At 35.0% G+C, this 24,244-nt stretch carries 28 protein-coding genes; all 28 read right to left on the reverse strand.

The window, feature by feature from the left end; translation table 11 throughout:
* Positions 1 to 27 precede the first annotated feature (27 nt).
* Entirely contained in the window at positions 28 to 1,035 is a 1,008-nt protein-coding gene (rseP, locus tag F8153_RS03980) for an RIP metalloprotease RseP (RefSeq protein ID WP_151865071.1), read from the reverse strand.
* Between the two features lie 12 nt (positions 1,036 to 1,047).
* Positions 1,048 to 2,193, reverse strand: a complete 1,146-nt coding sequence (locus F8153_RS03985) for a 1-deoxy-D-xylulose-5-phosphate reductoisomerase (protein ID WP_151865072.1) — start codon at positions 2,191 to 2,193, stop codon at positions 1,048 to 1,050.
* A 239-nt stretch (positions 2,194 to 2,432) separates the two neighbouring features.
* The gene (locus tag F8153_RS03990; protein ID WP_151865073.1) at positions 2,433 to 3,212 is read right to left on the reverse strand and encodes a phosphatidate cytidylyltransferase; all 780 of its coding nucleotides are present in this window, start codon (positions 3,210 to 3,212) and stop codon (positions 2,433 to 2,435) included.
* 12 nt (positions 3,213 to 3,224) lie between these two features.
* Complete coding sequence (locus tag F8153_RS03995; RefSeq protein WP_151865074.1) at positions 3,225 to 3,977, reverse strand: isoprenyl transferase; 753 nt, start codon at positions 3,975 to 3,977, stop codon at positions 3,225 to 3,227.
* Between the two features lie 45 nt (positions 3,978 to 4,022).
* Positions 4,023 to 4,211 (reverse strand): hypothetical protein, encoded by a 189-nt coding sequence (locus F8153_RS04000; protein ID WP_151865075.1) that lies wholly within the window; start codon positions 4,209 to 4,211, stop codon positions 4,023 to 4,025.
* Between the two features lie 3 nt (positions 4,212 to 4,214).
* Positions 4,215 to 4,772: a ribosome recycling factor gene (gene frr / locus F8153_RS04005; RefSeq protein WP_151865076.1), complete on the reverse strand. Its 558-nt coding sequence runs from the start codon at positions 4,770 to 4,772 to the stop codon at positions 4,215 to 4,217.
* Positions 4,773 to 4,787: 15 nt separating this feature from the next.
* Entirely contained in the window at positions 4,788 to 5,498 is a 711-nt protein-coding gene (gene pyrH / locus F8153_RS04010; RefSeq protein WP_151865077.1) for a UMP kinase, read from the reverse strand.
* Between the two features lie 240 nt (positions 5,499 to 5,738).
* A complete protein-coding gene (gene tsf / locus F8153_RS04015) occupies positions 5,739 to 6,389 on the reverse strand; it encodes a translation elongation factor Ts (protein WP_151865078.1) in 651 nt (216 codons plus the stop codon).
* A 79-nt stretch (positions 6,390 to 6,468) separates the two neighbouring features.
* The gene (gene rpsB, locus F8153_RS04020; RefSeq protein WP_151865079.1) at positions 6,469 to 7,167 is read right to left on the reverse strand and encodes a 30S ribosomal protein S2; all 699 of its coding nucleotides are present in this window, start codon (positions 7,165 to 7,167) and stop codon (positions 6,469 to 6,471) included.
* Positions 7,168 to 7,466: 299 nt separating this feature from the next.
* Complete coding sequence (locus F8153_RS04025) at positions 7,467 to 8,009, reverse strand: hypothetical protein (protein WP_151865080.1); 543 nt, start codon at positions 8,007 to 8,009, stop codon at positions 7,467 to 7,469.
* 10 nt (positions 8,010 to 8,019) lie between these two features.
* Positions 8,020 to 8,475: a DUF6115 domain-containing protein gene (locus tag F8153_RS04030; RefSeq protein ID WP_151865081.1), complete on the reverse strand. Its 456-nt coding sequence runs from the start codon at positions 8,473 to 8,475 to the stop codon at positions 8,020 to 8,022.
* An 11-nt stretch (positions 8,476 to 8,486) separates the two neighbouring features.
* Positions 8,487 to 8,813, reverse strand: a complete 327-nt coding sequence (locus F8153_RS04035; RefSeq protein ID WP_151865082.1) for a hypothetical protein — start codon at positions 8,811 to 8,813, stop codon at positions 8,487 to 8,489.
* A gap of 11 nt (positions 8,814 to 8,824) precedes the next feature.
* Positions 8,825 to 10,669 (reverse strand): FapA family protein, encoded by a 1,845-nt coding sequence (locus tag F8153_RS04040; RefSeq protein ID WP_192929648.1) that lies wholly within the window; start codon positions 10,667 to 10,669, stop codon positions 8,825 to 8,827.
* Positions 10,670 to 10,708: 39 nt separating this feature from the next.
* Complete coding sequence (locus F8153_RS04045) at positions 10,709 to 11,431, reverse strand: FliA/WhiG family RNA polymerase sigma factor (protein ID WP_151865084.1); 723 nt, start codon at positions 11,429 to 11,431, stop codon at positions 10,709 to 10,711.
* A gap of 35 nt (positions 11,432 to 11,466) precedes the next feature.
* Positions 11,467 to 11,955: a chemotaxis protein CheD gene (locus tag F8153_RS04050; protein ID WP_151865085.1), complete on the reverse strand. Its 489-nt coding sequence runs from the start codon at positions 11,953 to 11,955 to the stop codon at positions 11,467 to 11,469.
* Entirely contained in the window at positions 11,956 to 12,573 is a 618-nt protein-coding gene (locus F8153_RS04055; RefSeq protein ID WP_151865086.1) for a chemotaxis protein CheC, read from the reverse strand. It abuts the gene before it with no gap.
* 12 nt (positions 12,574 to 12,585) lie between these two features.
* Entirely contained in the window at positions 12,586 to 13,032 is a 447-nt protein-coding gene (locus F8153_RS04060; RefSeq protein WP_151865087.1) for a chemotaxis protein CheW, read from the reverse strand.
* Between the two features lie 13 nt (positions 13,033 to 13,045).
* Positions 13,046 to 15,067 carry a chemotaxis protein CheA gene (locus tag F8153_RS04065; protein WP_151865088.1) on the reverse strand — a complete coding sequence of 674 codons (2,022 nt, stop codon included), beginning with the start codon at positions 15,065 to 15,067 and terminating at the stop codon, positions 13,046 to 13,048.
* 1 nt (position 15,068) lies between these two features.
* Positions 15,069 to 16,151, reverse strand: coding sequence for a protein-glutamate methylesterase/protein-glutamine glutaminase (locus tag F8153_RS04070; protein WP_151865089.1), 1,083 nt, complete (start codon positions 16,149 to 16,151; stop codon positions 15,069 to 15,071).
* Positions 16,152 to 16,796 (reverse strand): flagellar brake protein, encoded by a 645-nt coding sequence (locus tag F8153_RS04075; RefSeq protein ID WP_151865090.1) that lies wholly within the window; start codon positions 16,794 to 16,796, stop codon positions 16,152 to 16,154.
* Between the two features lie 11 nt (positions 16,797 to 16,807).
* Positions 16,808 to 17,692: a MinD/ParA family protein gene (locus F8153_RS04080; protein ID WP_151865091.1), complete on the reverse strand. Its 885-nt coding sequence runs from the start codon at positions 17,690 to 17,692 to the stop codon at positions 16,808 to 16,810.
* 2 nt (positions 17,693 to 17,694) lie between these two features.
* Positions 17,695 to 18,834, reverse strand: coding sequence for a flagellar biosynthesis protein FlhF (gene flhF, locus F8153_RS04085; protein WP_151865092.1), 1,140 nt, complete (start codon positions 18,832 to 18,834; stop codon positions 17,695 to 17,697).
* On the reverse strand, positions 18,834 to 20,861 hold the full coding sequence (gene flhA, locus F8153_RS04090) for a flagellar biosynthesis protein FlhA (protein ID WP_151865093.1): 2,028 nt from the start codon (positions 20,859 to 20,861) through the stop codon (positions 18,834 to 18,836). Before flhA ends, flhF begins: the two co-directional genes overlap by 1 nt.
* Positions 20,862 to 20,874: 13 nt before the next feature.
* Entirely contained in the window at positions 20,875 to 21,966 is a 1,092-nt protein-coding gene (gene flhB, locus F8153_RS04095; RefSeq protein WP_151865094.1) for a flagellar biosynthesis protein FlhB, read from the reverse strand.
* A 4-nt stretch (positions 21,967 to 21,970) separates the two neighbouring features.
* The gene (gene fliR / locus F8153_RS04100; protein WP_151865095.1) at positions 21,971 to 22,762 is read right to left on the reverse strand and encodes a flagellar biosynthetic protein FliR; all 792 of its coding nucleotides are present in this window, start codon (positions 22,760 to 22,762) and stop codon (positions 21,971 to 21,973) included.
* 12 nt (positions 22,763 to 22,774) lie between these two features.
* Positions 22,775 to 23,044, reverse strand: a complete 270-nt coding sequence (gene fliQ, locus F8153_RS04105; protein ID WP_151865096.1) for a flagellar biosynthesis protein FliQ — start codon at positions 23,042 to 23,044, stop codon at positions 22,775 to 22,777.
* Between the two features lie 10 nt (positions 23,045 to 23,054).
* A complete protein-coding gene (gene fliP, locus F8153_RS04110; protein ID WP_151865097.1) occupies positions 23,055 to 23,834 on the reverse strand; it encodes a flagellar type III secretion system pore protein FliP in 780 nt (259 codons plus the stop codon).
* Positions 23,827 to 24,243: a hypothetical protein gene (locus F8153_RS04115; protein WP_151865098.1), complete on the reverse strand. Its 417-nt coding sequence runs from the start codon at positions 24,241 to 24,243 to the stop codon at positions 23,827 to 23,829. The genes fliP and F8153_RS04115 overlap by 8 nt, the downstream gene beginning before the upstream one ends.
* Between the last annotated feature and the right edge of the window lies 1 nt (position 24,244).

The raw sequence follows: 24,244 nt of genomic DNA on the forward strand, positions 1-24,244 counted from the left end.
TAAGTATACATAATATTTTTATGTTAACTAACCCTGAACCAATCTAAGGATATCCTGCCAAGTTACAAAGAGCATAAGCATAATCAATAACCCAAACCCTACCAGATGAATCATCCCTTCTTTCTCAGGGTCTACAGGCTTACCCCTTAGCAATTCAACGAATAAGAACATGATTCTACTTCCATCAAGGGCAGGTATTGGTAAAAGGTTCATAATTCCTAAGTTAATGCTTATTAAGCCAGCTAAGGAAACTACATCCTGCCAGCCTGATTTAGAGGCTTGACCCACTACAGCAATTATTCCCACCGGCCCCGTTAGCTGGTCGGCGTCAGCTTGTCGGGTTATAAGCTGTCTAAGAAAACCAACGATTTGCTTCATAACTTCATAGGCGCTTAATACAGCTGTTTTAATAGATTGTCCTATGGATCTTTCTACTTTTGTTTCTATACCAATGGTGAATCTGTTTGTTTCTTCATTGAGTTTTGGAGTAACAGTTTTTTGAAATATTTCTTCTCCTCTTTTTATCTGAATTTCCAAAGGATCTCCATTGGATTCCATTATTCTTTCCACCAATTGATTCCATGTATAAATTTTTTCAGAATCTATTTGGGTTATAGTATCACCAGGCTGTAATCCAGCAGATTCTGCTGGTGAACCAATTACAACGTCTCCAACTGTGTTTGTGGCAGCACCAAGTGAAAAGAAAATGATTGTAAATAGAATAATGGCAAGTACAATATTCATAAAGGAGCCTGCAAACAAAACAGCCATTCTCACAGGGATAGATTTTTTTGAAAAGCTTCTAGCATCTTCAGAGGCTTCATCCTCACCTTCCATTTTCACATAACCACCAATAGGTAATGCCCTTAAGGAATATTCTGTTTCCTTCCCTTTATGATGAAATATCCTTGGACCCATTCCTATAGCAAATTCATGTACCTTAATTCCAGTTGCCTTAGCTACGCAGAAATGTCCTAGTTCATGAAAAATTACCAGTACACCAAAAACAGCTAAAGCTACTATGATTGTTTGCATCACTCATCACCCCTATATTTGAGATTTTACCCAGTTACGAACCCATTTATCAACTTCAAGTACATCTTCAATAGTTCTATAATCATAAGGCTTATGGACCATCATTGCTCCTTCGATATAACGAGGTATATCATAAAAGCCTATGCTCTCCTGTAAAAAGGCCTCCACCAGCACCTCATTGGCTCCATTAACAACACAGGGCATAGTTCCGCCTGCCTCAAGGGCTTTGTAGGCTAAAGATAAGCATGGAAATTTTTCTAGATCTGGCTGTTGAAAGGTTAATTGCCCCACCTCATGAAGCTTCAACTGTGGTATCCTACCCTCAATTCTATCGGGGTGGGTAAAGGCGTATTGAATTGGTAGCATCATATCTGGGACTCCCAGCTGTGCCATCACTGAATGATCTATAAACTCCACCATAGAATGTATGATACTTTGTGGGTGTACCAATACTTTTATATTATCCATATCCACATCAAATAACCACTTGGCCTCAATTACTTCTAAGCCTTTATTCATAAGAGTTGATGAGTCTATAGTAATTTTCTTGCCCATTTCCCAGTTGGGATGCTTTAATGCATCTTTGGGTTTTACATTCTTTAGATTTTCTTTACTCCAGTCTTTAAAGGGTCCACCAGAGGCTGTTAAAATGATTTTGGCAATCTCCTTCACATTTTCTCCTTTTAAGCATTGAAATATAGCAGAATGCTCGCTATCCACTGGTATAATATCTACACCATACCTTTTAGCTTCCTCCATAATGATCCTACCAGCCACTACTAAGGTTTCTTTATTGGCAAGGGCAATGGTTTTTCCTGCTCTAATGGCTGTAAGGGTGGGCTGTAAGCCAATACTACCAACAACAGAGTTTAATAGGATGTTGGCCTCCTCCATGGCAGACAACTCTAAGAGTCCCTCCATTCCAGATAAAACCTTAATATCTGTTTTGATTCTGTCCTTCAGCTCTTTGGCCTTAGAAGCATCATAGACAGCTACGGCCTTTGGCTTATATTTGAGAATTTGTTTTTCTAACTCGTTGATACTAGTCATTACTGCTAAGCCAACAACTTCAAAGGATTCAGAATTGCTTTCCACCACTTTTAATGCCTGTTTTCCAATTGAACCTGTTGAACCCAAAATTACAACTCGTTTTTTCATATAATCACCTTTTATATTCCTATAAATTCTTTTTAACAATGTACAGACTGTTCAAAAGCTGTTAGAGTCTAGGCGCAAAGAAAGCCAGCGATTGCAGCGTATACACAATACGTAAGGCTGTAATATGGCTTGGTCTGTCTCTCAGGGGTTAATGAAAATGCTGGGTTTCTGCAGCAACGAAGAATATGATAGTTTTTCAACAGTCTGAGCATAGCTAAAAGCCATGCTTACTTTAATGTCTATTTTAAAAGCGTTATAGCGTAATAGACAAAGGGAGCCGTAAATAATATGCTATCAAAACGATCTAAAATTCCACCGTGACCAGGAATCAGATTCCCATAATCTTTAATACCGATATGTCTCTTAATAATGGATGCTGTCAAATCTCCTAGCATGGAGAATATACTTCCAATTAGTCCGATGATTATAATAGCTAGTATATTTTCACCAATTACAAGATATCCAAAAATCCCACAGGATAACATGCTACCCAATCCACCACCGATGGCTCCTTCAACGGTTTTCTTCGGGCTGATTGTTGGACAAAGCTTTCTTTTGCCAAAAAAGTTCCCAGCAAAGTATGCGAAGGTATCGGATGCCCAAGCTGTTATAAAGGCAAGCCATATATAAGCTTCTTTGTCACTATTGGATATTAAAATAATATGTCCTAAAAAAATCCCAACATAAATAATTCCATATAGGGTTACGGCACCATCAATGATATTATATTTGTTATTGATTAAAAGTATGATACTAATCAATAGTGTAGTGGCTACTAGAAGGAATAGAATCCTTCCTTGGGTACCAGAGAAGTAAAAATCACTTAAGATGATTAAGGTAATAATATATCCTATCCACCTTATTGGATGAATATTTTTACTTTTAAAGGCTATATAAAACTCATGTATACCAATTAGTGATACAATTAAAAGCGATAAATATAATAGGTAGCCACCATACCAAACCACAGTTATCAAGATGGGTATACCTAGTACTCCACTAATTATCCTCTTTAGCATTTGTTCTCCCCCTTAAACTTTGCCAAACCGTCTTTCTCTTTTTTGAAAATCTGATATGGCCATCAGTAAATCTTCTCCTCTAAAGTCTGGCCATAAAATATCTGTAAACCAAAGTTCCGTATAGGCAGATTGCCATATAAGAAAATTGCTAAATCGGTATTCTCCGCTGGTTCTTATCAAAAGGTCAGGATCTGGCATATTGGCAGTTTCAAGGTAGCTACTAAAAACTTCTTGATTTATATCCTCTATACTAATCTTATCCTCTTTTATGTCCTTAGCAATCCTTTTAATTCCCCTTACAATTTCATCTCTACCGCCATAATTCAAGGCTATATTTACCCAAAGACCTGTATTGTTTTTTGTAAGCTCCTTTGCTCTAAGAACCTCTTTTCTTGCAAATTCTGGCAGACCATCAATATCTCCAATTGTGTTGATCTTAATGTTATTTGAATGGAGCTCCTCTCCCTCTTTTCTAAGGTATTCAACCAATAGCTCCATAAGGGCAGAAACTTCATCATTGGGTCTATTCCAATTCTCTGTAGAAAAGGCATAAAGGGTTAGATAGGCTATTTTCGTATTTGATGCAGTCTTGATGATATCTCTAAGGGCTTCAACACCGGCCTTATGCCCCAGGGTTCTTGGCAAAAATCTCTTTTTAGCCCACCTTCCGTTACCATCCATAATAATGGCTATATGTTGGGGTAATTTTTCATTATCAAGGATTATTTCCTGTAATGATGAAGGACTGCTTTTGAAGAATTTCATTAGTCTTATTCACCTCTATCAATTTTAAACCCCCAAGAAGGGGGCTTAAAAAAAGGATATTATTAATTCCATCTCATTTTTTGATACAAGCCTTTGCCTGATTATTCTACTATCATTGGATTTAGTGGTATTTTTTCCATAGCTCTCTTTAATTATAACTTCATAACCAAGAATATTTAGTGCATTAATAGCTTCCTCTGTTTTAAATCCAAGGATATCAACTATTGGCTTCAATAATTAAACCTCCATAATCTCTACTTCTTTTTTAGCTAATAGGTCATCGATTTGCTGAATGAATTTATCTGTCAATTTTTGAACTTCATCCTGAGCCTTTTTTAAATCATCTTCAGTTAATTCTCCATCCTTGTGAAGTTTCTTAAGGCTATCATTGGCATCTCTACGTTCATTTCTTATGGTAATCTTACCCTCTTCTGCTGTTTTTTTTGCAAGTTTAGATAAATCCCTTCTTCTTTCCTCTGTAAGCATGGGAATATTCAGTCGAATAATCTTTCCATCATTGGATGGATTGATGCCCAAATCTGAGGTCATGATGGCCTTCTCGATAAGTTGCATAGCTGATTTATCATAGGGTTGAACAATAATCATTCTTGGTTCAGGTGCAGAAACTGATGCAATTTGTTTCAAAGGAGTAGTGGTACCGTAATAGTCTACAGTTATTTTATCTAGCATAGCTGGATTAGCCCTTCCGGCCCTAATACTATTGAGGTCGTCTTTAATAACATTAATAGTTTTCTGCATTTTTTCTTCAAGTTCCATATGAACTTCTAAATACATATAATCTCCTCCTTTTTATCTATTTATAAAGGTCCCGATTGATTCTCCTAAGATAACCTTAGTGATATTATTAGGTTTATCTATTCCGAAGACCTTAATTGGTATACTGTTATCCATACATAGGGAGGTGGCAGTAGAATCCATAACCTTTAAGCCAAGCCTTAACACATCAAGATAGCTCAACTCGTCGAATTTAACAGCTGTTGGATTTTCGTAGGGATCTGAATCATATACACCATCTACTTTTTTTGCCAGTAGGATTACCTCTGCCTCAATTTCTGCTGCCCTTAAGGCTGCAGTGGTATCTGTAGAAAAATAGGGATTTCCGGTTCCTGCAGCAAATATCACCACCCGACCCTTTTCAAGGTGTCTTACAGCTCTTCTCCTTATATAGGGCTCTGCAATCTGCCGCATTTCTATGGCTGTTTGAGTTCTTGTCAAAATACCGATATTTTCTAAAGCATCCTGTAGGGCTAAGGCATTAATAACAGTGGCTAGCATTCCCATATAATCGGCAGTTGTTCTATCCATTCCTTGGCCACTTCTGCCTCTCCAGAAATTTCCTCCACCTACTACTATTGCAACTTCTACTCCCATATCAACAATATTTTTTACTTCATCTGCAATGTGGTTGATGGTTTCCGTATCTAATCCGAAGCCTTGTTCTCCTGCAAGGGCCTCTCCACTAATTTTTAGAAGAACGCGTTTGTAAATAGGCTTTTTCATAAAAAACCTCCATTTCTATATATTTCTACAGCTATATAAAAAATCCTCTTTATGTTTAATCTATTTAATAGAATATAATTCAACTTAAATCTACACTACGATATATTTTGCTTCCTGAGATCCTACACTGTTTTCTAAATTTCTCTGTTTTAAAGTATAGAGAAAGTGCCTTCATAAATAAAGTATTTCTTTATCACATTTTATTATAAAGGAGAACACAAGTAGTGTTCTCCTTTGCTTCTATTGTTGTCCGATTTGCTTTGCTACTTCCTCAGCAAAATTCTCTTCTTTCTTTTCAATACCCTCTCCAACCTCGAATCTAACAAATCTTCTTATACTTAGGTTTTCACCTATTTTTGCAATTTTTTCAGTGAGTAAGTCATTAATAGTTATATCTGGATTCTTAACAAATGGTTGCTCTAATAAACATACTTCTTTATAATACTTTTCAATTCTTCCTTCAACCATTTTATCAACGATCTTTTCTGGCTTACCTTCATTAAGAGCTTGTTTTCTAAGGATCTCTTTTTCCTTTTCTATGCTTTCAGCTGGAACTTCTTCCTTCTTAACATATGTAGGATTAGAAGCTGCTATTTGCATTGCTATATCCTTAACAAAGTCCCTAAATTCTTGATTTTTAGCAACGAAATCTGTTTCTGAGTTAACCTCAACTAAAACTCCGATTCTTCCACCATGTATGTATGATTCTACTAAGCCTTCTGCTGCAACTCTGCCTGCTTTTTTAGCAACTGCTGCTAAGCCTTTTTCTCTTAATACTTCAACTGCCTTTTCCATGTTCCCATTGGCATCTGTTAATGCCTTTTTACAATCCATCATTCCAGCTCCAGTTTTTTCACGAAGCTCCTTTACCATTCCGGCTGTAATATTCATTTGTATACGCCTCCTTCTTAAAATTAATAAAGGTAAGGGAGTAAGGGACAACCCCTTAAACCCTTACCTTGCTTTATTTCTATTCTTCAATTTGTTCTCCCTGCTTACCTTCAATTACGGCATTGGCCATGGTAGCAGTTAGTAATTTTACAGCTCTGATTGCATCATCATTACCTGGTATTACATAGTCTACTTCATCGGGATCACAATTAGTATCTACAATAGCTATAACAGGTATACCTAACTTATGAGCTTCTTTGATGGCAATTCTCTCTTTTCTTGGATCAACTACAAACAATGCTTCTGGAAGTACGGTCATATCCTTGATTCCACCTAGGAACTTTTCAAGCCTTTCCATTTCATGTCTAAGCTTAATAACTTCCTTTTTGGGTAGAACCTCAAAGGTTCCATTCTCTTCCATTTTCTCAAGCTCACGTAGACGATCAATCCTGTTTTTAATGGTACCGTAATTTGTTAGCATACCACCTAACCATCTTTGGTTAACATAGTACATTCCACATCTCTTAGCCTCTTCTTCAATAGCCTCTTGAGCTTGCTTCTTTGTACCTACGAAAAGGATGTTCTTTCCTTCAGCTGCGATATCCTTCATTATGCTGTAGGCATCTTCAACCTTCTTAACGGTTTTCTGTAGATCGATGATATAAATACCATTTCTTTCAGTGAAGATATACTCAGCCATCTTAGGATTCCATCTTCTAGTTTGATGTCCAAAATGAACACCTGCTTCAAGTAACTGTTTCATAGAAATTACTGACATTTTCACTACACCTCCTTTAGTTTTTCCTCCATCCTGATCATTTCTGCCCAGAACCATTAGGCACTACTGGGAAGATTACAGAATGTGTGTTTTTCTCACCTATAGTATTTTAACACACTAGGTAATATGAAGCAATATTTATTTTTAAATATTTTAAGAAGTTTTATGCACTAGGATAACTTTATTATTATAAATTTTAGATTTTAGAAATACGAATAATTAAAAGCTTCGACCTGTCGAAGCTACAACAATTCAACATTCAACATTCAACATTTAACATTTAAGATTATAATTGCTTTTTAATAATCTAATAATATTTTAACAATTTCATCATAGCTACTGCCCATAGGAATGATTTTTCTACCGATTTTGATTTTGGTAGCAGCATTATTTATGATAAGGTAGTTTACGAAATCGGAAGCATCTTCAATTGCCCCCTCTTCCATAAGGAGTTGGGCGATCTCTGTGGATATCATTCCACCAGTGATATAAATTTCGTGATATTCCGATTCCTCTTCGATGGCTTCTACTTCTGGATTTTCAGTTTCTTCTGGATTCTTAATTTCTTCAGGATTATCAGCCTCTTCTGTATTTTCTAAACCAGTATTTTCTTCCACCAATGGTTGAAGATCTTCTTCTTCTTTTTCTGGCTCTTCTTGATTATCAAAGTTTTTCTTTAAATTTTCTATTGATTTTTCTAAATCATTTGTATTCTCTTCTTCTACAATGGGTGTGACATTTTCCTCAGGCATTCTAGGCTCCATGAAGATATTAAAGGAGGCTGTAAGAATCATTCCAATGCCAAGACCAACGGCTAAGCTCTTTATACAAAAACCCTTCAATTACTTCACCTCATTTTGTAAGCTTTATGACCATTTCAATTTCACGAATGCTTTTATTCAATTTCTTTGCTATTTCTTCAGCCCTCAATCCCTGCTGATGAAGCTCTATAATATCATGATTTCTTTGGGTAAATAGATTATAATTGAACTTTTGATTGAAGCTTGTTGCTTCCTCATCATTTTGCTTCTTAACTGCTAAAGCAGCTTCTTTAGCTTTATTATAAACTTCCATTAACTGTCTAGTATCTTTTCTAAGCTGAATGATATCTCCCTCAGCTATATCCATTCTAGTTGCCATTTCTTGAAGACTTTCTTGATCTTTATTTCTAATGGAATTTCTATTAATGGATGTAAAATCATTATCTTCCTTACTTATCTCATCAGTATGATTTGTCTTAACAATCACATATATCGCTATTATCGTGACGAGGATTCCTACTAAAACTATTATTGTGTTATAATCCATATTACACCTCTTTATATCATAATATCAATTTTATCACCAATTCCACTCTTTGTTTTAGGTTTATTTTCCTGATTATGACTTGCTGAATTTTGCCCTTCTCTTCTCTTTTTTCCTTGATAAGACCCCTTACCCTTTTTATTCTCTTCTCTACCTATGTTTTTTTTATTGGATTTTTCAGTATTTTCAGGTCTATGTAGCTTTTTCTCAGTATCTTGATTAATTTTTTGCTGGAGAAATTGGTTGGTATCCTTAAAGCGATTGACATCATCCTGTTTTATTTTAGACTCCTTTATTGAATTAGCATAGGTTAAATGATAATCTACTGGTTTAATAGACATTATAATTCCCCCTAATTTTCATAAGGACCGATTCTTACATCTCCATCCTTTCTAAATAAAGTACTGTGGGACAATTCATCATTAATATGCCTTGAAGAATTCAAAATGGTTACCTTAACCCCTGGGTATATAGTCCCAGAAATATGAATCTTTCCTCTGTCCATAGCTTGAATTTTTGTTTCAAGAACCAATTCTTCCTCTTTTAGCTTTTGTAGCTTGTCCTTTAGAAATTCATAGGTTTTAATAGATTTCACAAAAATTTCTTCTTTAGACTTAGGTAACTGGTTGGATTTTGCTGCTCTACTTAGTAAATCTATAGTCTTTTTTAAATGATCCATGTTTCTTTCTGTTTCTTGAATGAGATGTCTTACTTCATCGTATTTTGCCTTTTCCTCAGGATCAATACCAACCTCTAACTTAGTTTGGGTACCCATGTGGGAGCCTAGGGTTTTTGCCCGTATTTCATCACCAGCTTTAATCTCGCCCCCCACCATCAAACCTTTTTTACCAATAACTAAAATTTTACCTTTAGCATAGACATTACTATGAAGAATACAATCAGATTCTACATTACCATGAACATTAATATTTGCACTTTCAATATACTTTGCAAATAGGTTTCCCTCACATTCAAGGTAGCACTGATTACTTCCTTGAACTCCTCTATTTAGGATTATGTCACCCTTAGCATATAAATTGGCTCCTTCAACAACTCCATGGACCTCAATATTACCTTCAGCCTTTATAGTAAACCCTGCTTTAACATTACCTCTAACATTAATTGAACCGTTGAAGGTGATGTTTCCTGTTGAGTTATCTACATCATTATGAATGGTATAGACTTCATTAACTACGATTTTTCCATCTAGTATTAAGGCTTCCCCTTCAATAGTAGAGTATAGCTTTAAGCCATCGGCACTTGTAACAGTATTTTTTCCTCCTCTAAGCTTAAAATCTCTTCCAGCCTTTGGTTTTATTACATTACCAAATACATCATAGCCTTCTACACCAGGGGTAGGGGGAATCGCCTCAGCCAAAAGCTGCCCTTTGTTTACATTGCTAACAATATCAAGGGTTTTAAAATCTACTGAACCATCTTCTAATAGAATGGGTTTATAATCCTTCGAAGTTTTAAAATAGTGGGCTATTTTTCCATCTATCCCATTAACAGGCTCTTTTCCTATTGCAATCTTCAAGAAGGTTTCTGTTATTTTTCCATTCACCATATTCTCCAATTGGTTATATTGAACACCATAGGTTATACCATGTTCATTAATTGCTTCCTTTAAGGTTTCAAGGGTAAAAAACTTACCACCTATAGGTTCAGTAAGGAGGATTTTTGCTTCCATTTTATTTTTACTAATTTCAAATTTTGCTGTACTATCAATGATCTTTTCATCTTGGGGTGGTGCAATTATAAAGGACTTTTGCTTCTCGTTGATGGCTGAAGTGATGTTAATTAAATCGAAGCCCTCTATAGCTTTGCTTTTGATGAAATCAAGTATATCGTCAACTTCTTCTCTAGCTTTTTTGTTACTTCCATGATTAACTGTTAAATAAATTCCATCTTCTTTAAAATCAATGGTAAAATATCGATTTTCTTCATTATTCCTATCAGTGGTCAGTATTTTATCCAACTGAAGATTTAAATCATCCTCAGAAACAGTTACAGCTGTTTGATGGTTATCCTTAGGAACTATTTTTAACTTTGTAAACCCCTTTCTAAAGAGGGATCCCTTTTTTTCTTCTAGAATTTCAACCTCTACTTGATCTTCTTTAAGATTCAAATGCTCTAACGCTTTATTAAGCGTTTCGTGATAGTTTTCTCCTTCAAAGATTTGATGATCCCTAGCCATCTTGTCCCCTCCCACTGATATCATAATAAATTGCTTTCATTAAGTTAGCTTACTCTTTAATCTAGAAATTGCTTTGGAATGTAATTGAGAAACTCGAGATTCCGATATTCCTAATATAGCTCCAATTTCTTTATAGGTTAATTCCTCAAAATAATATAAGGATATTACTTGTTTTTCTCTTTCAGGCAATAGTTCTATGGAGGTCTGTAAAATCTGTTTAGTCTCCTGACCGCATAAAATTTCTTCAGGGGTATTCTCCTTTGATCCTGATAGATTTTTAATGCTACCTTCCAATAGATTTTCTTCTAATGATACAATATTCAGATTATTTATTTGCTGAAGTAATGAATGAAACTCATCTACAGAAATTAGGAGCTCATCTGCAATTTCAGTATCTGTTGCATTTCTTCCATGTTGATTTTCAAGTTTTCGATAGGCAACCTCTACTGTCTTAGCCTTCTGTCTTATAGATCTTGGTATCCAATCTAAGTTTCTTAGCTGATCTATAATAGCACCTCTAATTCTGATTTGAGCATAGGTTTCGAATTTGACATTTTTATCTATTTCAAATTTTTCAATGGCATCAATTAAGCCAAAAATACCATAGCTAACTAAATCATCATATTCCACATTGGTGCCATAGTTTGAATATAATCTACCAGCGATGATTTTAACCAGTTCAATATAAGCCTCAATAAGGGAATGTTTTGAAATTACGTCATTATTGTTTTTATAGTTTTGCCACAGTTTGATGTGTTCCATTGAAAACCTCCCTACTTCACCCTTTAACAAATCACCTATATGGTTTTTACTCCATGTCCAATGGTTTTAACCAATAAATCGCCTGTTTCAGAATAAAATTCGATGGTTCTTCCGTGGTTACCACCGGTGTCTTCTGAAAGAATGGGAATTTTACTAGCCGCTAATATTTCTTTTGTAGCCACAGTATTACGGTATCCTATTTTCATTAAGTCGCTACCATTATTTCCAAAGGAGAACATTTGCGATCCACCTGCAATTTTTGCTGATATTCTACTTAATACGGCTCCTTGATTAAGCATCTCCTGAATCAGTAGCTCTATAGCAGTATCAGCAAATTTAGCAGGATTTGAATTGTTTTTTATTTGTTGACTGGAGGGTAGCATAATATGGGCTAATCCAGCAATTTTTTTATATTTGTCGTATAATGCTATTCCTACACAAGATCCTAGACCTAATGTGGTTAATACATCCGGTTCTATAACTACTTTTAAATCTGCCATCCCTACCTTTATAACCCTTTGCATCTACATATACACTCCTAAACTTTCCAGTAATTTATCGAAGGAATTACTATCGGGGATTAAGAAAAAGTTCCCCTTAACCTTATAGCTACCTTCAGATAATAACGTTTCAATCAATACAACCTTATCACTGGTTTGAGAAAATTGTATGGCTGGAACACTTAGTATAGCTCCTGCCATATCAATACATAGTGATGGTACAGATAGCTTTAGATTTAAACCAGTTAAGGCAGATAAGGAGTTAAGGTAAGAGCCACAAAGGATATTGCCTACCTCTTGTAAAGCAGATCTATCCATTTCATCAAATTCTTCCGACATATCTTCTCTTCCCATTAACATGTTGGTTAATACCTTTGATGAAGCGATATCTAATAAAAACATAATATTACCAGAAATATCTCCTTCAACAAGAAAATAAATTCCTGCCACCACCATCTCTTCGCCACCAAGGATGGCAGCGACGCCTTCAAAGGGTAATATTTGCACAATAGGTACAGCCATATCAATCCGCTTGTTAATCATCTTAGCCAAGGCAGAAGCAGCATTACCTGAGCCAATATTACCAATTTCCCTTAGTACATCCAAATGAAGGTTATTTAAATCATCAATTGAAAAAGACATTCATACACCACCTTAATTAGCTTCAATTCCAAGTATTTTGTAGATATTAACGATTATAATCATTCTGTCCTTCACTTTGCCTATTCCACTAATATAATCATCATCAAAGGAATTAACAAAATTAGTGGTTTTATCAATATCATCAGGTTCTATTGTTAGGACCTCTGAGGAGCCTTCAACTAGGAAACCCACATTGATGTCCTCTAGGGCCAATACGATAATCCTAGACTCCTCCGTCAACTCCTTATCTTGAAATTGAAACCTACGTCTTAAATCTATAACAGGAACTACTTCCCCCCTTAGGTTAATTACACCCTTAACATAATGGGGAGAATTGGGTACTCTAGTAATTTCAGTAACCTTTTCTATGGTTTCAACAAAGGTAATAGGCACACCATAAAATTCATCCTCAAGTTTAAAAATGACATATTGCTTATTGTTTTCTACATTTGCATTCAAGCTACCTCACCCCCTAAAAAAATGAATTCGTGTCAACTATTAGTGCAACAGAACCATTACCTAAGATTGTTGCCCCTGCAATTGCCTTAATGTTAGAGAGGAACTTGCCTAGGGACTTAATAACGATTTCTTGCTGTCCTATTAGATTGTCAACAACAATTCCTGCAGTCTTATCACCCTTCTTTACAATAACTACTATTAAATCTTCAGTGGCCTCCGTTGTTCCTTCAACCTTTAGAAGCTGAGATAGACGAAGAATAGGAAGGGTTGAATTGCGATATAGTACCACTTCATTATTTTGTACCCTTCTAATTTGGGACTCCTCAATGGTGGTGATTTCTTTTATTGTATTTAATGGTATAGCATATTTTTCTGTGGAGACCTTTACCAATAATGCCTGAATAATTGCAAGGGTTAATGGTAATCTAATAATAAACTTGGTACCAATATTTTTCCTTGTATCTACCTCAACAACTCCACCTAATGATTCAATCTTTGTTTTTACTACATCCAATCCTACACCTCTACCAGAAAGATCGGTGATTTTATTGGCTGTACTGAAGCCAGGAGAGAATAAAAGCTGAATGATTTCTGACTCATCCATAATTTCTGCCTGTTGTTGGGTAATTAGGCCCTTTTCCAGCCCTTTTGCTTTAACCCTTTCAACATCTATGCCTTTTCCATCATCCTCAACTTCTATAACAACACTATTTCCATCTGGATAAGCAATCAACTTTAAGGAACCATTTGGGTTCTTTCCATATTTAATTCTCTCATCTGGCTCTTCTATACCATGATCAATGGAGTTTCTAATTAGATGTATTAGAGGATCGCCGATCTCGTCAATAACTGTTCTGTCTACTTCTGTTTCCTCACCACTCATAAATAGGGTTATTTCTTTACCTAAATCCTTAGATAAATCTCTAACCATTCGTGGGAATCTGTTAAATACCCTCTCTATAGGTACCATTCGAACCTTCATTACTGCATCATGGAGACTCGTAGTTATTCTCTCCAAATACTCTATTGCTTCATGCATGTTATGTTGGGTACCTGAGTCATCTATATCTTCTAATCTCGTTTTAATAATAATTAGCTCGCTAACTAAATTCATGAGATTATCTAGTCTATCGATATCTACCCTAACGGTTTTACCAGTCTTTGCCTTTTTCCCCTTATTATCCTCTACCTTTTGAGTCATGGCATTTTCAATAATCTCATCCTCCATAAAGAGGTTAGCCTCTTCATTTGAGCCTGTATTCTCCATAATTGAAACATTATCAGCAAGGCTTATTATCTCGATGTTTGCAATTTCTGGTATGCTGTTTAGTTCTTTAAGCAGAATTTTATCATCTGACTTAGATATTAATACCAATTGAAAACTTAGATCAAATCTTTCATCTTCAATATCTTCTATTGAAGGTGTAGAGTGGACAATTTCTGTAAGTTTTTCTAAGGTGTTGATTATGATATAAGCTCTAGCAGCCTTTAGCATACACTTTTTATCTAAGGTAACCTTTAATAAATAGGCATTTAACTCTTGAAGTAAGGCTTTTTTAACAATACTATGTACATATTCATTTAATTGAATATCATTACTTGAAGGGTTAACTACAGAAGCTTCCTTAACAGGATCCTTTACTTCTCTACCCTTATAGGATCTAATTTCTTCTAACTCCTTTATGATATCCTTTGAGGTATTAGGACCTTCACTTCCATTAGATTCTATTTCATATAGGTACTTTTCCAACTCATCAAAGCATTTGAATAATAAATCTATTATTGAAGAATTCATTTGTAATTCTCCACCTCTAATCAAATGCAGTGCATTTTCCATTTCATGAGTTAATCCAGCAATATTTTGAAACCCCATGGTGCTAGACATGCCCTTTAGAGTGTGGGCTATTCTGAAGATTTCATTAAGCATCCCTTCTTCATTTGGTTCCTTTTCCATTTCTAACAATATTGCATTCATACTTTGTAGATGTTCCTTAGATTCTTCAATAAAGACATCTAAATATTGGCTCATATCCATACTACAGCACCTCCAACCTTTTTATTATTACATTAGCAATTCTATTCAATGGAACTATTTCATCGACAACTCCATGTTTTACAGCACTTTTGGGCATTCCATAAACTACACAGCTGTATTCATCTTGGGCTATAATTGGCGAATTGGTTTTTTCTTTAAGTTCCTTAAGACCCATTGCCCCATCTGAGCCCATACCGGTTAATATTACACCTATAACGTTTCTTTTTCTTAGCTGTGCTATTGAGCTAAACATCACATCGGCAGATGGTCTATGGCCTAATACTGGGTTTTCCTGTGTTAACTTTATAAAGTATTCACCATTATGATCAATTTTCACAGTAAGATGGTAGTTGCCTGGAGCTACATAGGCAGTTCCCTTAAGAATTTTTTCATTGTCTACGGCTTCTTTTACTTGAATTTTAGACATTGAGTTCAATCGATCTGCTAGAGATTTGGTAAAGCCTGCCGGCATATGTTGTACAATAAGAATGGCAGCAGAAACATTTTCAGGTATTAATGGGATTATTGATTGTAATGCCCTAGGTCCTCCAGTAGAGGTTCCAATAGCAATAATCTTTAAGCTTGAAGACTGTTTACTAGTTGCTTCTATAAAGTTAATATCGAGACTCTTTTCCTCGAACTTAACATCTGACTGAAGCTTCTTGATAAGCTTAACATTCGCTGCAGCCTTTACCATCGTTGTTAGCTCCTGTTTCATAACCTCAGCATTGATTTTAAAAACACTGGAAGGTTTTGAAATAAAGTCTACTGCCCCCAACTCTAGAGCTGTAATAGTTGCTTCTCCCCCCTCAGTGGTTAAACTACTGAGCATTACAACAGGTAAAGGACTGTTTTTCATTATGATCTCCAAAGCTTCTATACCATTCATTATGGGCATTTCAACATCCATTGTTACAACATCAGGTTTTAGCTCCTTTACCTTATCAATGGCTTCTAATCCATTTCTAGCTGTACCGATTACAGTCAAATGTTTATCAGCATTTATGATATCTGACAAGATTTTTCTCATGAAGGCAGAGTCGTCAACGATTAATACCTTTATTTCCTTGTTGTTTTTAACCATTTAAATCAGCCCTTTTTTTCTTAGTAGTCTCTGTCTTTCAAAAATAAATGAGATTATCTGGTTTCTGACTCCCTCTCCTATATCTTTGTATCTTATACCCAGCTCAAACTCATTGGTTTCTGGATTCTTAATGGATCTAATGACTTCTCCTGTAAAGGTTACCTTATCATGATCCCTAAAGAAAAGGGTGCATTCCATTATACTACCTTCTGGAAAGGTCTTTTTGCTAATGAGCTTCATCCCACCTCCACTTATATCTTTAGTAAAGGATTCTATCACTTCATCCTCAGATAAATCTCTTAGAGTTACCTTTAAAATGGCATCTAATCTGAAAAAATATCTTCTTTGAATTTTCTCAGGCTCACATAAAGCTTTAACTGTATAGATGGTTAATCGACCTTGTAATTTCTTATATATTTCGGCAAGAAAGCTGAATATTCCTTTTTCTTCTCTGTAAAAAATAATCTTTATCTGTTGACCCTCACGTAAAGGGTAGGGAATTCCTCTCTTGAGGGGATTATTTATGACTAATAAATCTCCCTTTATGTCGATTAATTGGGAAACAATCATATGCTTACTACGATTTTTTACTTCTACTAATTCTATTTCTAATGGATCTCCAATTTTTAGCTCCTTAATATTCATCTTTATCACCCCTACCTAAATAAACTTAAGACCTTGTTAAAGAAGCCACCTGAAGTATGGAACTCTCCCTCGCCATGAGTCTCATCAATAATTCGCATAGCTATTAGTTCAATATTTTTACTTACAGGACTATTGGGGTACTGAAGTAAAAAAGGATTTTGTGACTTTACAGCTCTACTGACACTAATATCCTCCGACAAAAAACCTAGTTTTTCTACTTTTATATTAAGAAATTTTTCACTGGCATTTTTTAGTTTCTCAAAGGCTATTTTACCTTCATTAATATTCTCTACTCTATTAATCAGCAGACTTAGCTTTTTTTTATTTCCTGATTTACCAATGGTTTTGATCATAGCATAGGCATCGGTGATGGCAGTTGGCTCTGGTGTAGCTACAATTATTACCTCCTCAGCTGCCAAAACAAATGAAAGAACAGATCTTGATAATCCTGCTCCAGTATCTACAAGAATAATATCTGCAATATTATTGAGTCTTTCAAATTTTTCTATCACATAGCCTATTCTTTCGCTGGGCATATCAACTAAGTCTGTGATTCCTGATCCTCCAGCGATAATCTTGATACCATTGGGTCCATTTACTAATATATCTTCTAACTCCTTATCACCATTAATCACATTCATTAAATTATACTTAGGCACTACTCCCATAACGATATCTATGTTGGCTAGGCCTAAATCTGCATCTATGATAACCACTTTTTTATTCTCTTTGCTTAAGGCTATTGCAAGATTTAAGGTAAAATTGGTTTTACCTACTCCTCCCTTACCACTGGTAACACAAATTACTCTAGGTCCACCCTTTGTTTTTCTTTGCTCAATAATATTATTTCTTCTCTGGTTTATCATTTCTCTTAATCTTGCTGCTTGGTCCTTCATGTCTATGCCTCCTTCATTAAGAGACTAATTAGTCGATCAACATTGACAACTTCAATATCATCTGGCACGCACTGGCCAGTTGTAATATACGATATCGGTCTATTGGTTTTATATGCTGTATTTAAGATGGTACCATAAGTGTTGGTCTCATCAATTTTTGTAAATATAATACGATAATCCTCTATAAAACTGTAGGTATCTACAATATCCTTTACATCCTTATTATTAGATGTGCAGCTGATAACTAGATAAATCTCCTTTTCTTGAACTTCATCTAATAACTGACTTAATTCATTGATCTGCTGATTATTCCTATGACTCCTACCAGCTGTATCAATCATGATGATGTCATTATGTTTTAGTTTGTCTATGGCTCTATGGATTTCTTGCGTTTCATAAATAACTTCGATAGGAATATTTAAAATATCGCTATAGGTTTTTAATTGCTCTACTGCTGCAATACGATAAGTATCAGCACTTATAAAGCTTACTTTTTTACCAAAATTTAAGGTGTAATTTGCAGCAAGCTTTGCAATTGTAGTTGTTTTACCAACGCCTGTGGGACCAACAAAAAATACTATTTTTGAGTGGATACTTTGACCTTTGGCAATATATTTATCGATGATTTTCTTAAAGGCCTCTTCTATAGAAAAATTCAATTTTTCATCATCACTGTTTATTTCCTTTATATCCTGTATAAGGGATTTAATTAGCTCTTCATCAATTTCATGTTCCTTTAAATGATTATAGAGGTTAATCAAGTCATCATTATTAAGATCTTTAAGTAAGTCATCTCCTCCCTCTATATCAACCTTTTTAATTACATTAGATAGCATACTTTTAATTTCATTAATGTCCCTGGAGAGCTTATGATCCTCACTAGAGTTTACTACACTCTTATGAACTCTTGCCTTTAAAATTTCTTCAGGCTTATGAAACTGATTTACAGTTAATGGGACTCTTGGTTTTTCAACCTCTTCAACTGCAGCTACAATTTCAATCACAGGCTTTTTAAATAGTCCTAAAAAACCTTTTTGCTTAATCTTTCTCTGATGTAAAATAACTGCATTAGGTCCTAAATCTGCTCTAACCTTTTGCATCGCTTCATGATTATCAAGACCACAGAATTTCTTAACCTTCATTATGCATTCACCATCCCTATCGTTTCAATTTCAACCGATGGATCTATTTCATTATAGGATAAAACAATTAAGTCTGAAGCCAATTGTTCCGTTAGTCGTTTAAAGTAAAGCCTTACTATTGGAGCAGTAATGATGATTGGCTGCTCCCCCAAGGATGTAAGCTTCTGAATGTGATGGGCAAGATTCTTCAGTATTGATTGGACAATATCTGGATCCATAGAAAGGTAGTTGCCCCTTTCTGTCTGTTGTATTGAATCAATAATTTTTTGTTCTAATACCTGATCTAATGTGATAACCCGTGTAGGGTGATTTTGAATAAACTGTTTTGTTATGCTCCTGGACAAAGACTGTCGAACATACTCAGTTAGCATATCAGTATCCCTTGTTACACCCGAATAATCCGCAAGGGTTTCTAAAATTGTCACCATATTCCTTATTGAAATCCCTTCCTTCAAGAGATTCTTTAATACCTTTTGAATATCCCCAATATTTAATTGATTTGGTATCAATTCATCTACAAGGGCTGGTTGATGCTCTTTTACATTGTCTATGAGCTTTTTAACTTCTTGTCTACCAAGTAGCTCATAGGCATGTTTCTTAATAGTCTCAGTTAAATGGGTAGCTATAATCGATGGGGGATCTACAACTGTATATCCATATACCTCTGCCTTTTCTCTTTCCTGCTCGTTTATCCATTTGGCAGGTAAGCCAAAGGCTGGTTCAATTGTATCAATTCCTTCAATCTCCTCATCTGCAATGCCTGAATTCATAGCTAGATAATGATCAAATATAATCTCTCCTCCACCAATTTCAGCACCCTTTATCTTAATAATATATTGATTTGGTTCCAGTTGAATATTATCCCTTAACCGTATCATTGGCACAATAATACCCATTTCTAAAGCGCATTGTCTTCTGATCATTACTAGTCTGTCAAACAAATCTCCCCCTTGATTTGTATCAGCTAAAGGAATAATCCCATAACCAAATTCCAATTCAATAGGATCTACATTTAATAGAGGCAATACATTCTCTGGTTTTCTTTTTTCTTCAGCTGATTCTTGGTGTTCTACAGGAATATCCTCCAATTCAGCCTTTTTAATGGCTTTTCTAAGCTGTAGACCGAGAACGAAAAAGACAATTGCCAAAAACATGAAAGGGATAGTAGGTAGAGGCATTAAGCCTAAGAATAATAATACTCCTGAAATAATAAACATAACCTTTGGTTGGTTAAATAGCTGCTTAAGCATATCATTACCAAGGTTACCCTCTGAAGCCGCTCTAGTTACGATAATACCTGTTGCGGTAGATATTAGAAGTGCTGGAATTTGGCTTGCTAAACCATCTCCTACTGTTAATAATGTATACTTTTGAACTGCTGAAGAAAGGTCTAAGCCACCCCTCATCATTCCGATAACTAAACCTGCAATGATATTTACTATTGTCACAAGGATACCAACAATAGCGTCTCCTTTAACAAATTTACTGGCACCATCCATAGCACCATAAAAATCTGCTTCCCTCTGGATCTTTTTTCGTCGATCCCTTGCTTCGCCTTCATCAATTAAGCCTGCATTTAAGTCCGCATCAATAGCCATCTGTTTACCAGGCATAGCATCTAGGGTAAATCTTGCTGCTACCTCAGCTACACGTTCTGAACCTTTAGTAATAACTAAAAACTGAACTATTATGATAATTAAAAATACAATAAATCCAACGATTGCATCTCCCTGCATAACAAAATCTCCAAAGGTAGCAATCAAATCTCCTGCATCACCAGTGGATAGAATGTATCTAGTAGTTGTGATATTAAGGGCAAGTCTGAATAGGGTAGTTATCAATAGTATAGATGGAAAGATTGAAAATTGTAAGGTCTCTTGAGTGTACATAGAAATAATAAGTATCAATAAGGCCAGAGAAATATTAAAGCTGAGTAGTACATCAAGGGCCCCTAAAGGTATAGGTATGATTATAATAATTACAAGGGCAATTACTGCCAATACAACAATAACATCACCAAATTTCATTAAATTGTTCCCCCTAGCGTCTGTTATTCATCTGGTAAACATATGCTAATACCTCAGCCACAGCTTGATATAAATCTGGTGGTATAAAATCCCCTATTTCCACCTCTTTATACAAGGCCTGGGCCAATGGTTTGTTTTCAACAGTTGGAATATTCTTTTCTTGACCAATTTCTTTAATTCTTTTTGCTATAAGATCCTGACCTTTTGCAATTACCTTTGGTGCAGAATCAGACAAATGCTTGTATTGAACTGCTATTGCATAATGGGTAGGGTTGGTAATAATCACATCGGCATTGGGAATTTCCTGCATCATTCTACGCATGGACATTTGACGTTGCTTTTCTCGAATTTTAGATTTGATTTGAGGATTTCCTTCCGTTTGTTTATATTCTTCCTTGACCTCTTGTTTGGTCATTTTTAAACTCTTCTCATGCTCATACTTTTGATACAAATAGTCAAGGGCTGCAAGAAATAAAAGGACGATACCTGACCTTATTCCAATTTGTAACGACATAGTTAAAATTGTACCAATAATGGTTTCTATATCCATTTCTATGCTACTAAATATTGTCGTAAGGTTGCCTCTTATATAGATAAAAACTACATATCCAATAAAAATAATTTTAATGATGGACTTTAATAATTCTATTAAAGACTTCATTGAAAACATTTTTTTAAAGCCCTCTATTGGGTTTAACTTGCTAAACTTTATTTCTAGAGTTTTAGTTGTAAATAAATAACCTACCTGCATATATCCTGTTATTACCGAAATTAAAATAGCAACAGCCATTATAGGTAGAATACTGATAAATATACTTAATAATACTGTAGTTGCTAATTTGCTTATATTGGTTATGGAGAAGCTATAATCAAGATTTAAGTAATTTTGATAGGTATAAATGCTGGTTCTAGCTAAAAATCCACCAATAAATTTTGAAAAAACACTAATAGCAACAAAGGTGCCAATTAGTAAAAATGCTGAGGTTACTTCTCGGCTTTGTAATACCTGTCCTTTTTCTCTCGATTCCTTAACCTTTTTAGGGGTTGGTTTTTCCGTTTTCTCTTCTGTAAAGAGCTGTAGGTCTATAATAAACAAGTATTCCATAAAATCAACCTCTTGCCAGTATTTTCATCATCTCTAATATTGCAGAAAACATTCTATCAAATAGTCGATTTGAGAAGGGTACTATATATTGTAAGGTTATAATAACCGATATGATCCCCACAGCTATTTTTAGGGGTATTCCTACGATAAATACATTCATCTGGGGCATAGTTCTAGCTAATACCCCAAGAAGTATCGTAGATAGTAGAATAACCACCAAGACAGGTGCTGCAAATTTTATAGCCATAATAAACATCTCAGTCATGATTCTTGTCATTAAGGTAACACCGTCACTATTAATAGATAAAGAAAAACCTACAGGTAAAAGATTGTAGCTGTAGACTAAAGCCCGTATTAATAAATGGTGTCCATTGACAACGATAAAAAGCATAGAAACTACGTTATTGTAAAAGTTACCCATGACAGGAATTTGAGCATTGGTTTGAGGGTCAAAAACATTCACCATACCAAATCCCATTTGAGTATCAATTATGGTACCAGCAAGATATAAAACAGAAAAATAAGTAAAAGATATAAATCCAATGATGATACCAATCAAGAATTCATTAATTGAATAGCCTATCAGTATCAGAAGATTATCTGCTTCTATAATAAAATCCCTTCCAACAATGGGTAGCAAAATGAAAGCAATAGCTACGGAGAGCCCAATCTTTAATAGGGCTGGAAAGGTACTTCTAGAAAAAACAGGGGCTGCCACAAAAATTCCAGTGGTTCTAACCACTAATAATAAAAACAGTATGAAGTTATTTGAAATAAAAGTTATTAACTCTGTCATGTCATCATCTCATTACTGTATATAATTACTCATATTGTTGAAAAGCTTGGTTGTAAAGTTTAAGATTACGGATAATAGCCATGGAGAAAAAATTACAACAGCAGCAAATATCGCTATAATCTTAGGTATAAAGGCTAGTGTAGCTTCTTGTATTTGGGTTGTAGCCTGAAATATACTTACAATTAGCCCTACCAATAAGCCGATACCCAACATAGGAGCAGATAATATTAAGATTGTATAAAGGGTTTGTTGAGCTAATTCAATAACCACTGCTTCATTCATATAATCACCTCTATTTAAAGCCTGTTATTAATGAACCAATTATTATATTCCAACCATCCACCATAATGAACAATAATAGCTTAAAGGGTAGAGAAATCATTACAGGCGGCAGCATCATCATACCCATAGACATTAGGGTACTGGCTACAACCATGTCAATTACAATAAAGGGTAGAAATAATATAAAACCTAACTGAAAGGCAGTTTTTAATTCACTAATAATAAAAGCCGGAATTAGTGTGGAAGTTGGTATATCTTCGATTTCCTCCGGTGCTTCATTATTTGCTAATTCCATAAAGAGGGCCAAGTCCTTTTCTCTTGTTTGTCTGAACATAAATTCCCGTATAGGAACAAGGGCATTATTAATAGCCTCTGTATCCGAAATCTCTTCCGCTAAATAGGGTTGTATTGCCGTCTGATTAATCTCAGCTGCAATTGGACTCATTAAGAAAAAGGTTAGAAACAGAGCTAATCCTATTAATACCTGAGTTGGAGGTGTTTGCTGAGTTGCAATGGCATTTCTTACAAAGGATAAAACAATGATAATCCTAGTAAAGCCCGTCATCATAATAAGTATAGATGGGGCTATTGATAATATTGTTATTAAAAACAGTATTTGAATGGAAGATGCCACCTGCTGCGGATTTTCAGCTTCATCAATGGTTAATCCTAATCTTGGAATAGGAATATTAGGCTCTGCATGTACCTGCCAAGAAAAAGACAAAAATAGCATGATAATGATTATATTTAAAATCAGGATTTTGTTTGTTTTTCTACTATTATTAATCATTTTTGTCCCCTTCATTTTTACTAGAATACTTTGTTTTATTTAACAGGGTGTTTATAAAACTTCCTTGGAATCTCCCCTTCAGATGACTAAAGGGGCTTTGGTCATTAATCTTTTCAAGTTGATTCATGAGGATTTCATCCTTTGATTTCTGCCAATCTTCCTTAGGAATAATATCTATTACCTGCAAATTCTTGTTAAAAATCGCAAGAATATACACCTTATTATAAATTTCAACTATTGTAATACTTAGCTGATATCCCAAAGTGAACCTTTCTATAATCCTTCCTGAGGGATTTTTAAAATATCCACCGGTTCTTTTAGCAACATAGATTGTTGTTATGTAGGCTAAGAAGATCACTACTGCCATGACTGCCAGTAAAGACAACATGGTAACCATCTGTTTTAGCATG

Source organism: Alkaliphilus serpentinus (assembly GCF_009017255.1).
Taxonomy (GTDB): Bacteria; Bacillota; Clostridia; order Peptostreptococcales; family Natronincolaceae; genus Alkaliphilus_D; species Alkaliphilus_D serpentinus.

Coding starts and splice junctions, on each gene's coding strand:
- rseP (WP_151865071.1), bottom strand. CDS start 1,035: ATGCAAACAATCATAGTAGCTTTAGCTGTTTTTGGTGTACTGGTAATT.
- F8153_RS03985 (WP_151865072.1), bottom strand. CDS start 2,193: ATGAAAAAACGAGTTGTAATTTTGGGTTCAACAGGTTCAATTGGAAAA.
- F8153_RS03990 (WP_151865073.1), bottom strand. CDS start 3,212: ATGCTAAAGAGGATAATTAGTGGAGTACTAGGTATACCCATCTTGATA.
- F8153_RS03995 (WP_151865074.1), bottom strand. CDS start 3,977: ATGAAATTCTTCAAAAGCAGTCCTTCATCATTACAGGAAATAATCCTT.
- frr (WP_151865076.1), bottom strand. CDS start 4,772: ATGTATTTAGAAGTTCATATGGAACTTGAAGAAAAAATGCAGAAAACT.
- pyrH (WP_151865077.1), bottom strand. CDS start 5,498: ATGAAAAAGCCTATTTACAAACGCGTTCTTCTAAAAATTAGTGGAGAG.
- tsf (WP_151865078.1), bottom strand. CDS start 6,389: ATGAATATTACAGCCGGAATGGTAAAGGAGCTTCGTGAAAAAACTGGA.
- rpsB (WP_151865079.1), bottom strand. CDS start 7,167: ATGTCAGTAATTTCTATGAAACAGTTACTTGAAGCAGGTGTTCATTTT.
- F8153_RS04030 (WP_151865081.1), bottom strand. CDS start 8,475: ATGGATTATAACACAATAATAGTTTTAGTAGGAATCCTCGTCACGATA.
- F8153_RS04035 (WP_151865082.1), bottom strand. CDS start 8,813: ATGTCTATTAAACCAGTAGATTATCATTTAACCTATGCTAATTCAATA.
- F8153_RS04040 (WP_192929648.1), bottom strand. CDS start 10,669: ATGGCTAGGGATCATCAAATCTTTGAAGGAGAAAACTATCACGAAACG.
- F8153_RS04045 (WP_151865084.1), bottom strand. CDS start 11,431: ATGGAACACATCAAACTGTGGCAAAACTATAAAAACAATAATGACGTA.
- F8153_RS04050 (WP_151865085.1), bottom strand. CDS start 11,955: ATGCAAAGGGTTATAAAGGTAGGGATGGCAGATTTAAAAGTAGTTATA.
- F8153_RS04055 (WP_151865086.1), bottom strand. CDS start 12,573: ATGTCTTTTTCAATTGATGATTTAAATAACCTTCATTTGGATGTACTA.
- F8153_RS04065 (WP_151865088.1), bottom strand. CDS start 15,067: ATGGATATGAGCCAATATTTAGATGTCTTTATTGAAGAATCTAAGGAA.
- F8153_RS04070 (WP_151865089.1), bottom strand. CDS start 16,151: ATGGTTAAAAACAACAAGGAAATAAAGGTATTAATCGTTGACGACTCT.
- F8153_RS04075 (WP_151865090.1), bottom strand. CDS start 16,796: ATGAATATTAAGGAGCTAAAAATTGGAGATCCATTAGAAATAGAATTA.
- F8153_RS04080 (WP_151865091.1), bottom strand. CDS start 17,692: ATGAAGGACCAAGCAGCAAGATTAAGAGAAATGATAAACCAGAGAAGA.
- flhF (WP_151865092.1), bottom strand. CDS start 18,834: ATGAAGGTTAAGAAATTCTGTGGTCTTGATAATCATGAAGCGATGCAA.
- flhA (WP_151865093.1), bottom strand. CDS start 20,861: ATGAAATTTGGTGATGTTATTGTTGTATTGGCAGTAATTGCCCTTGTA.
- flhB (WP_151865094.1), bottom strand. CDS start 21,966: ATGGAATACTTGTTTATTATAGACCTACAGCTCTTTACAGAAGAGAAA.
- fliR (WP_151865095.1), bottom strand. CDS start 22,762: ATGACAGAGTTAATAACTTTTATTTCAAATAACTTCATACTGTTTTTA.
- fliQ (WP_151865096.1), bottom strand. CDS start 23,044: ATGAATGAAGCAGTGGTTATTGAATTAGCTCAACAAACCCTTTATACA.
- fliP (WP_151865097.1), bottom strand. CDS start 23,834: ATGATTAATAATAGTAGAAAAACAAACAAAATCCTGATTTTAAATATA.
- F8153_RS04115 (WP_151865098.1), bottom strand. CDS start 24,243: ATGCTAAAACAGATGGTTACCATGTTGTCTTTACTGGCAGTCATGGCA.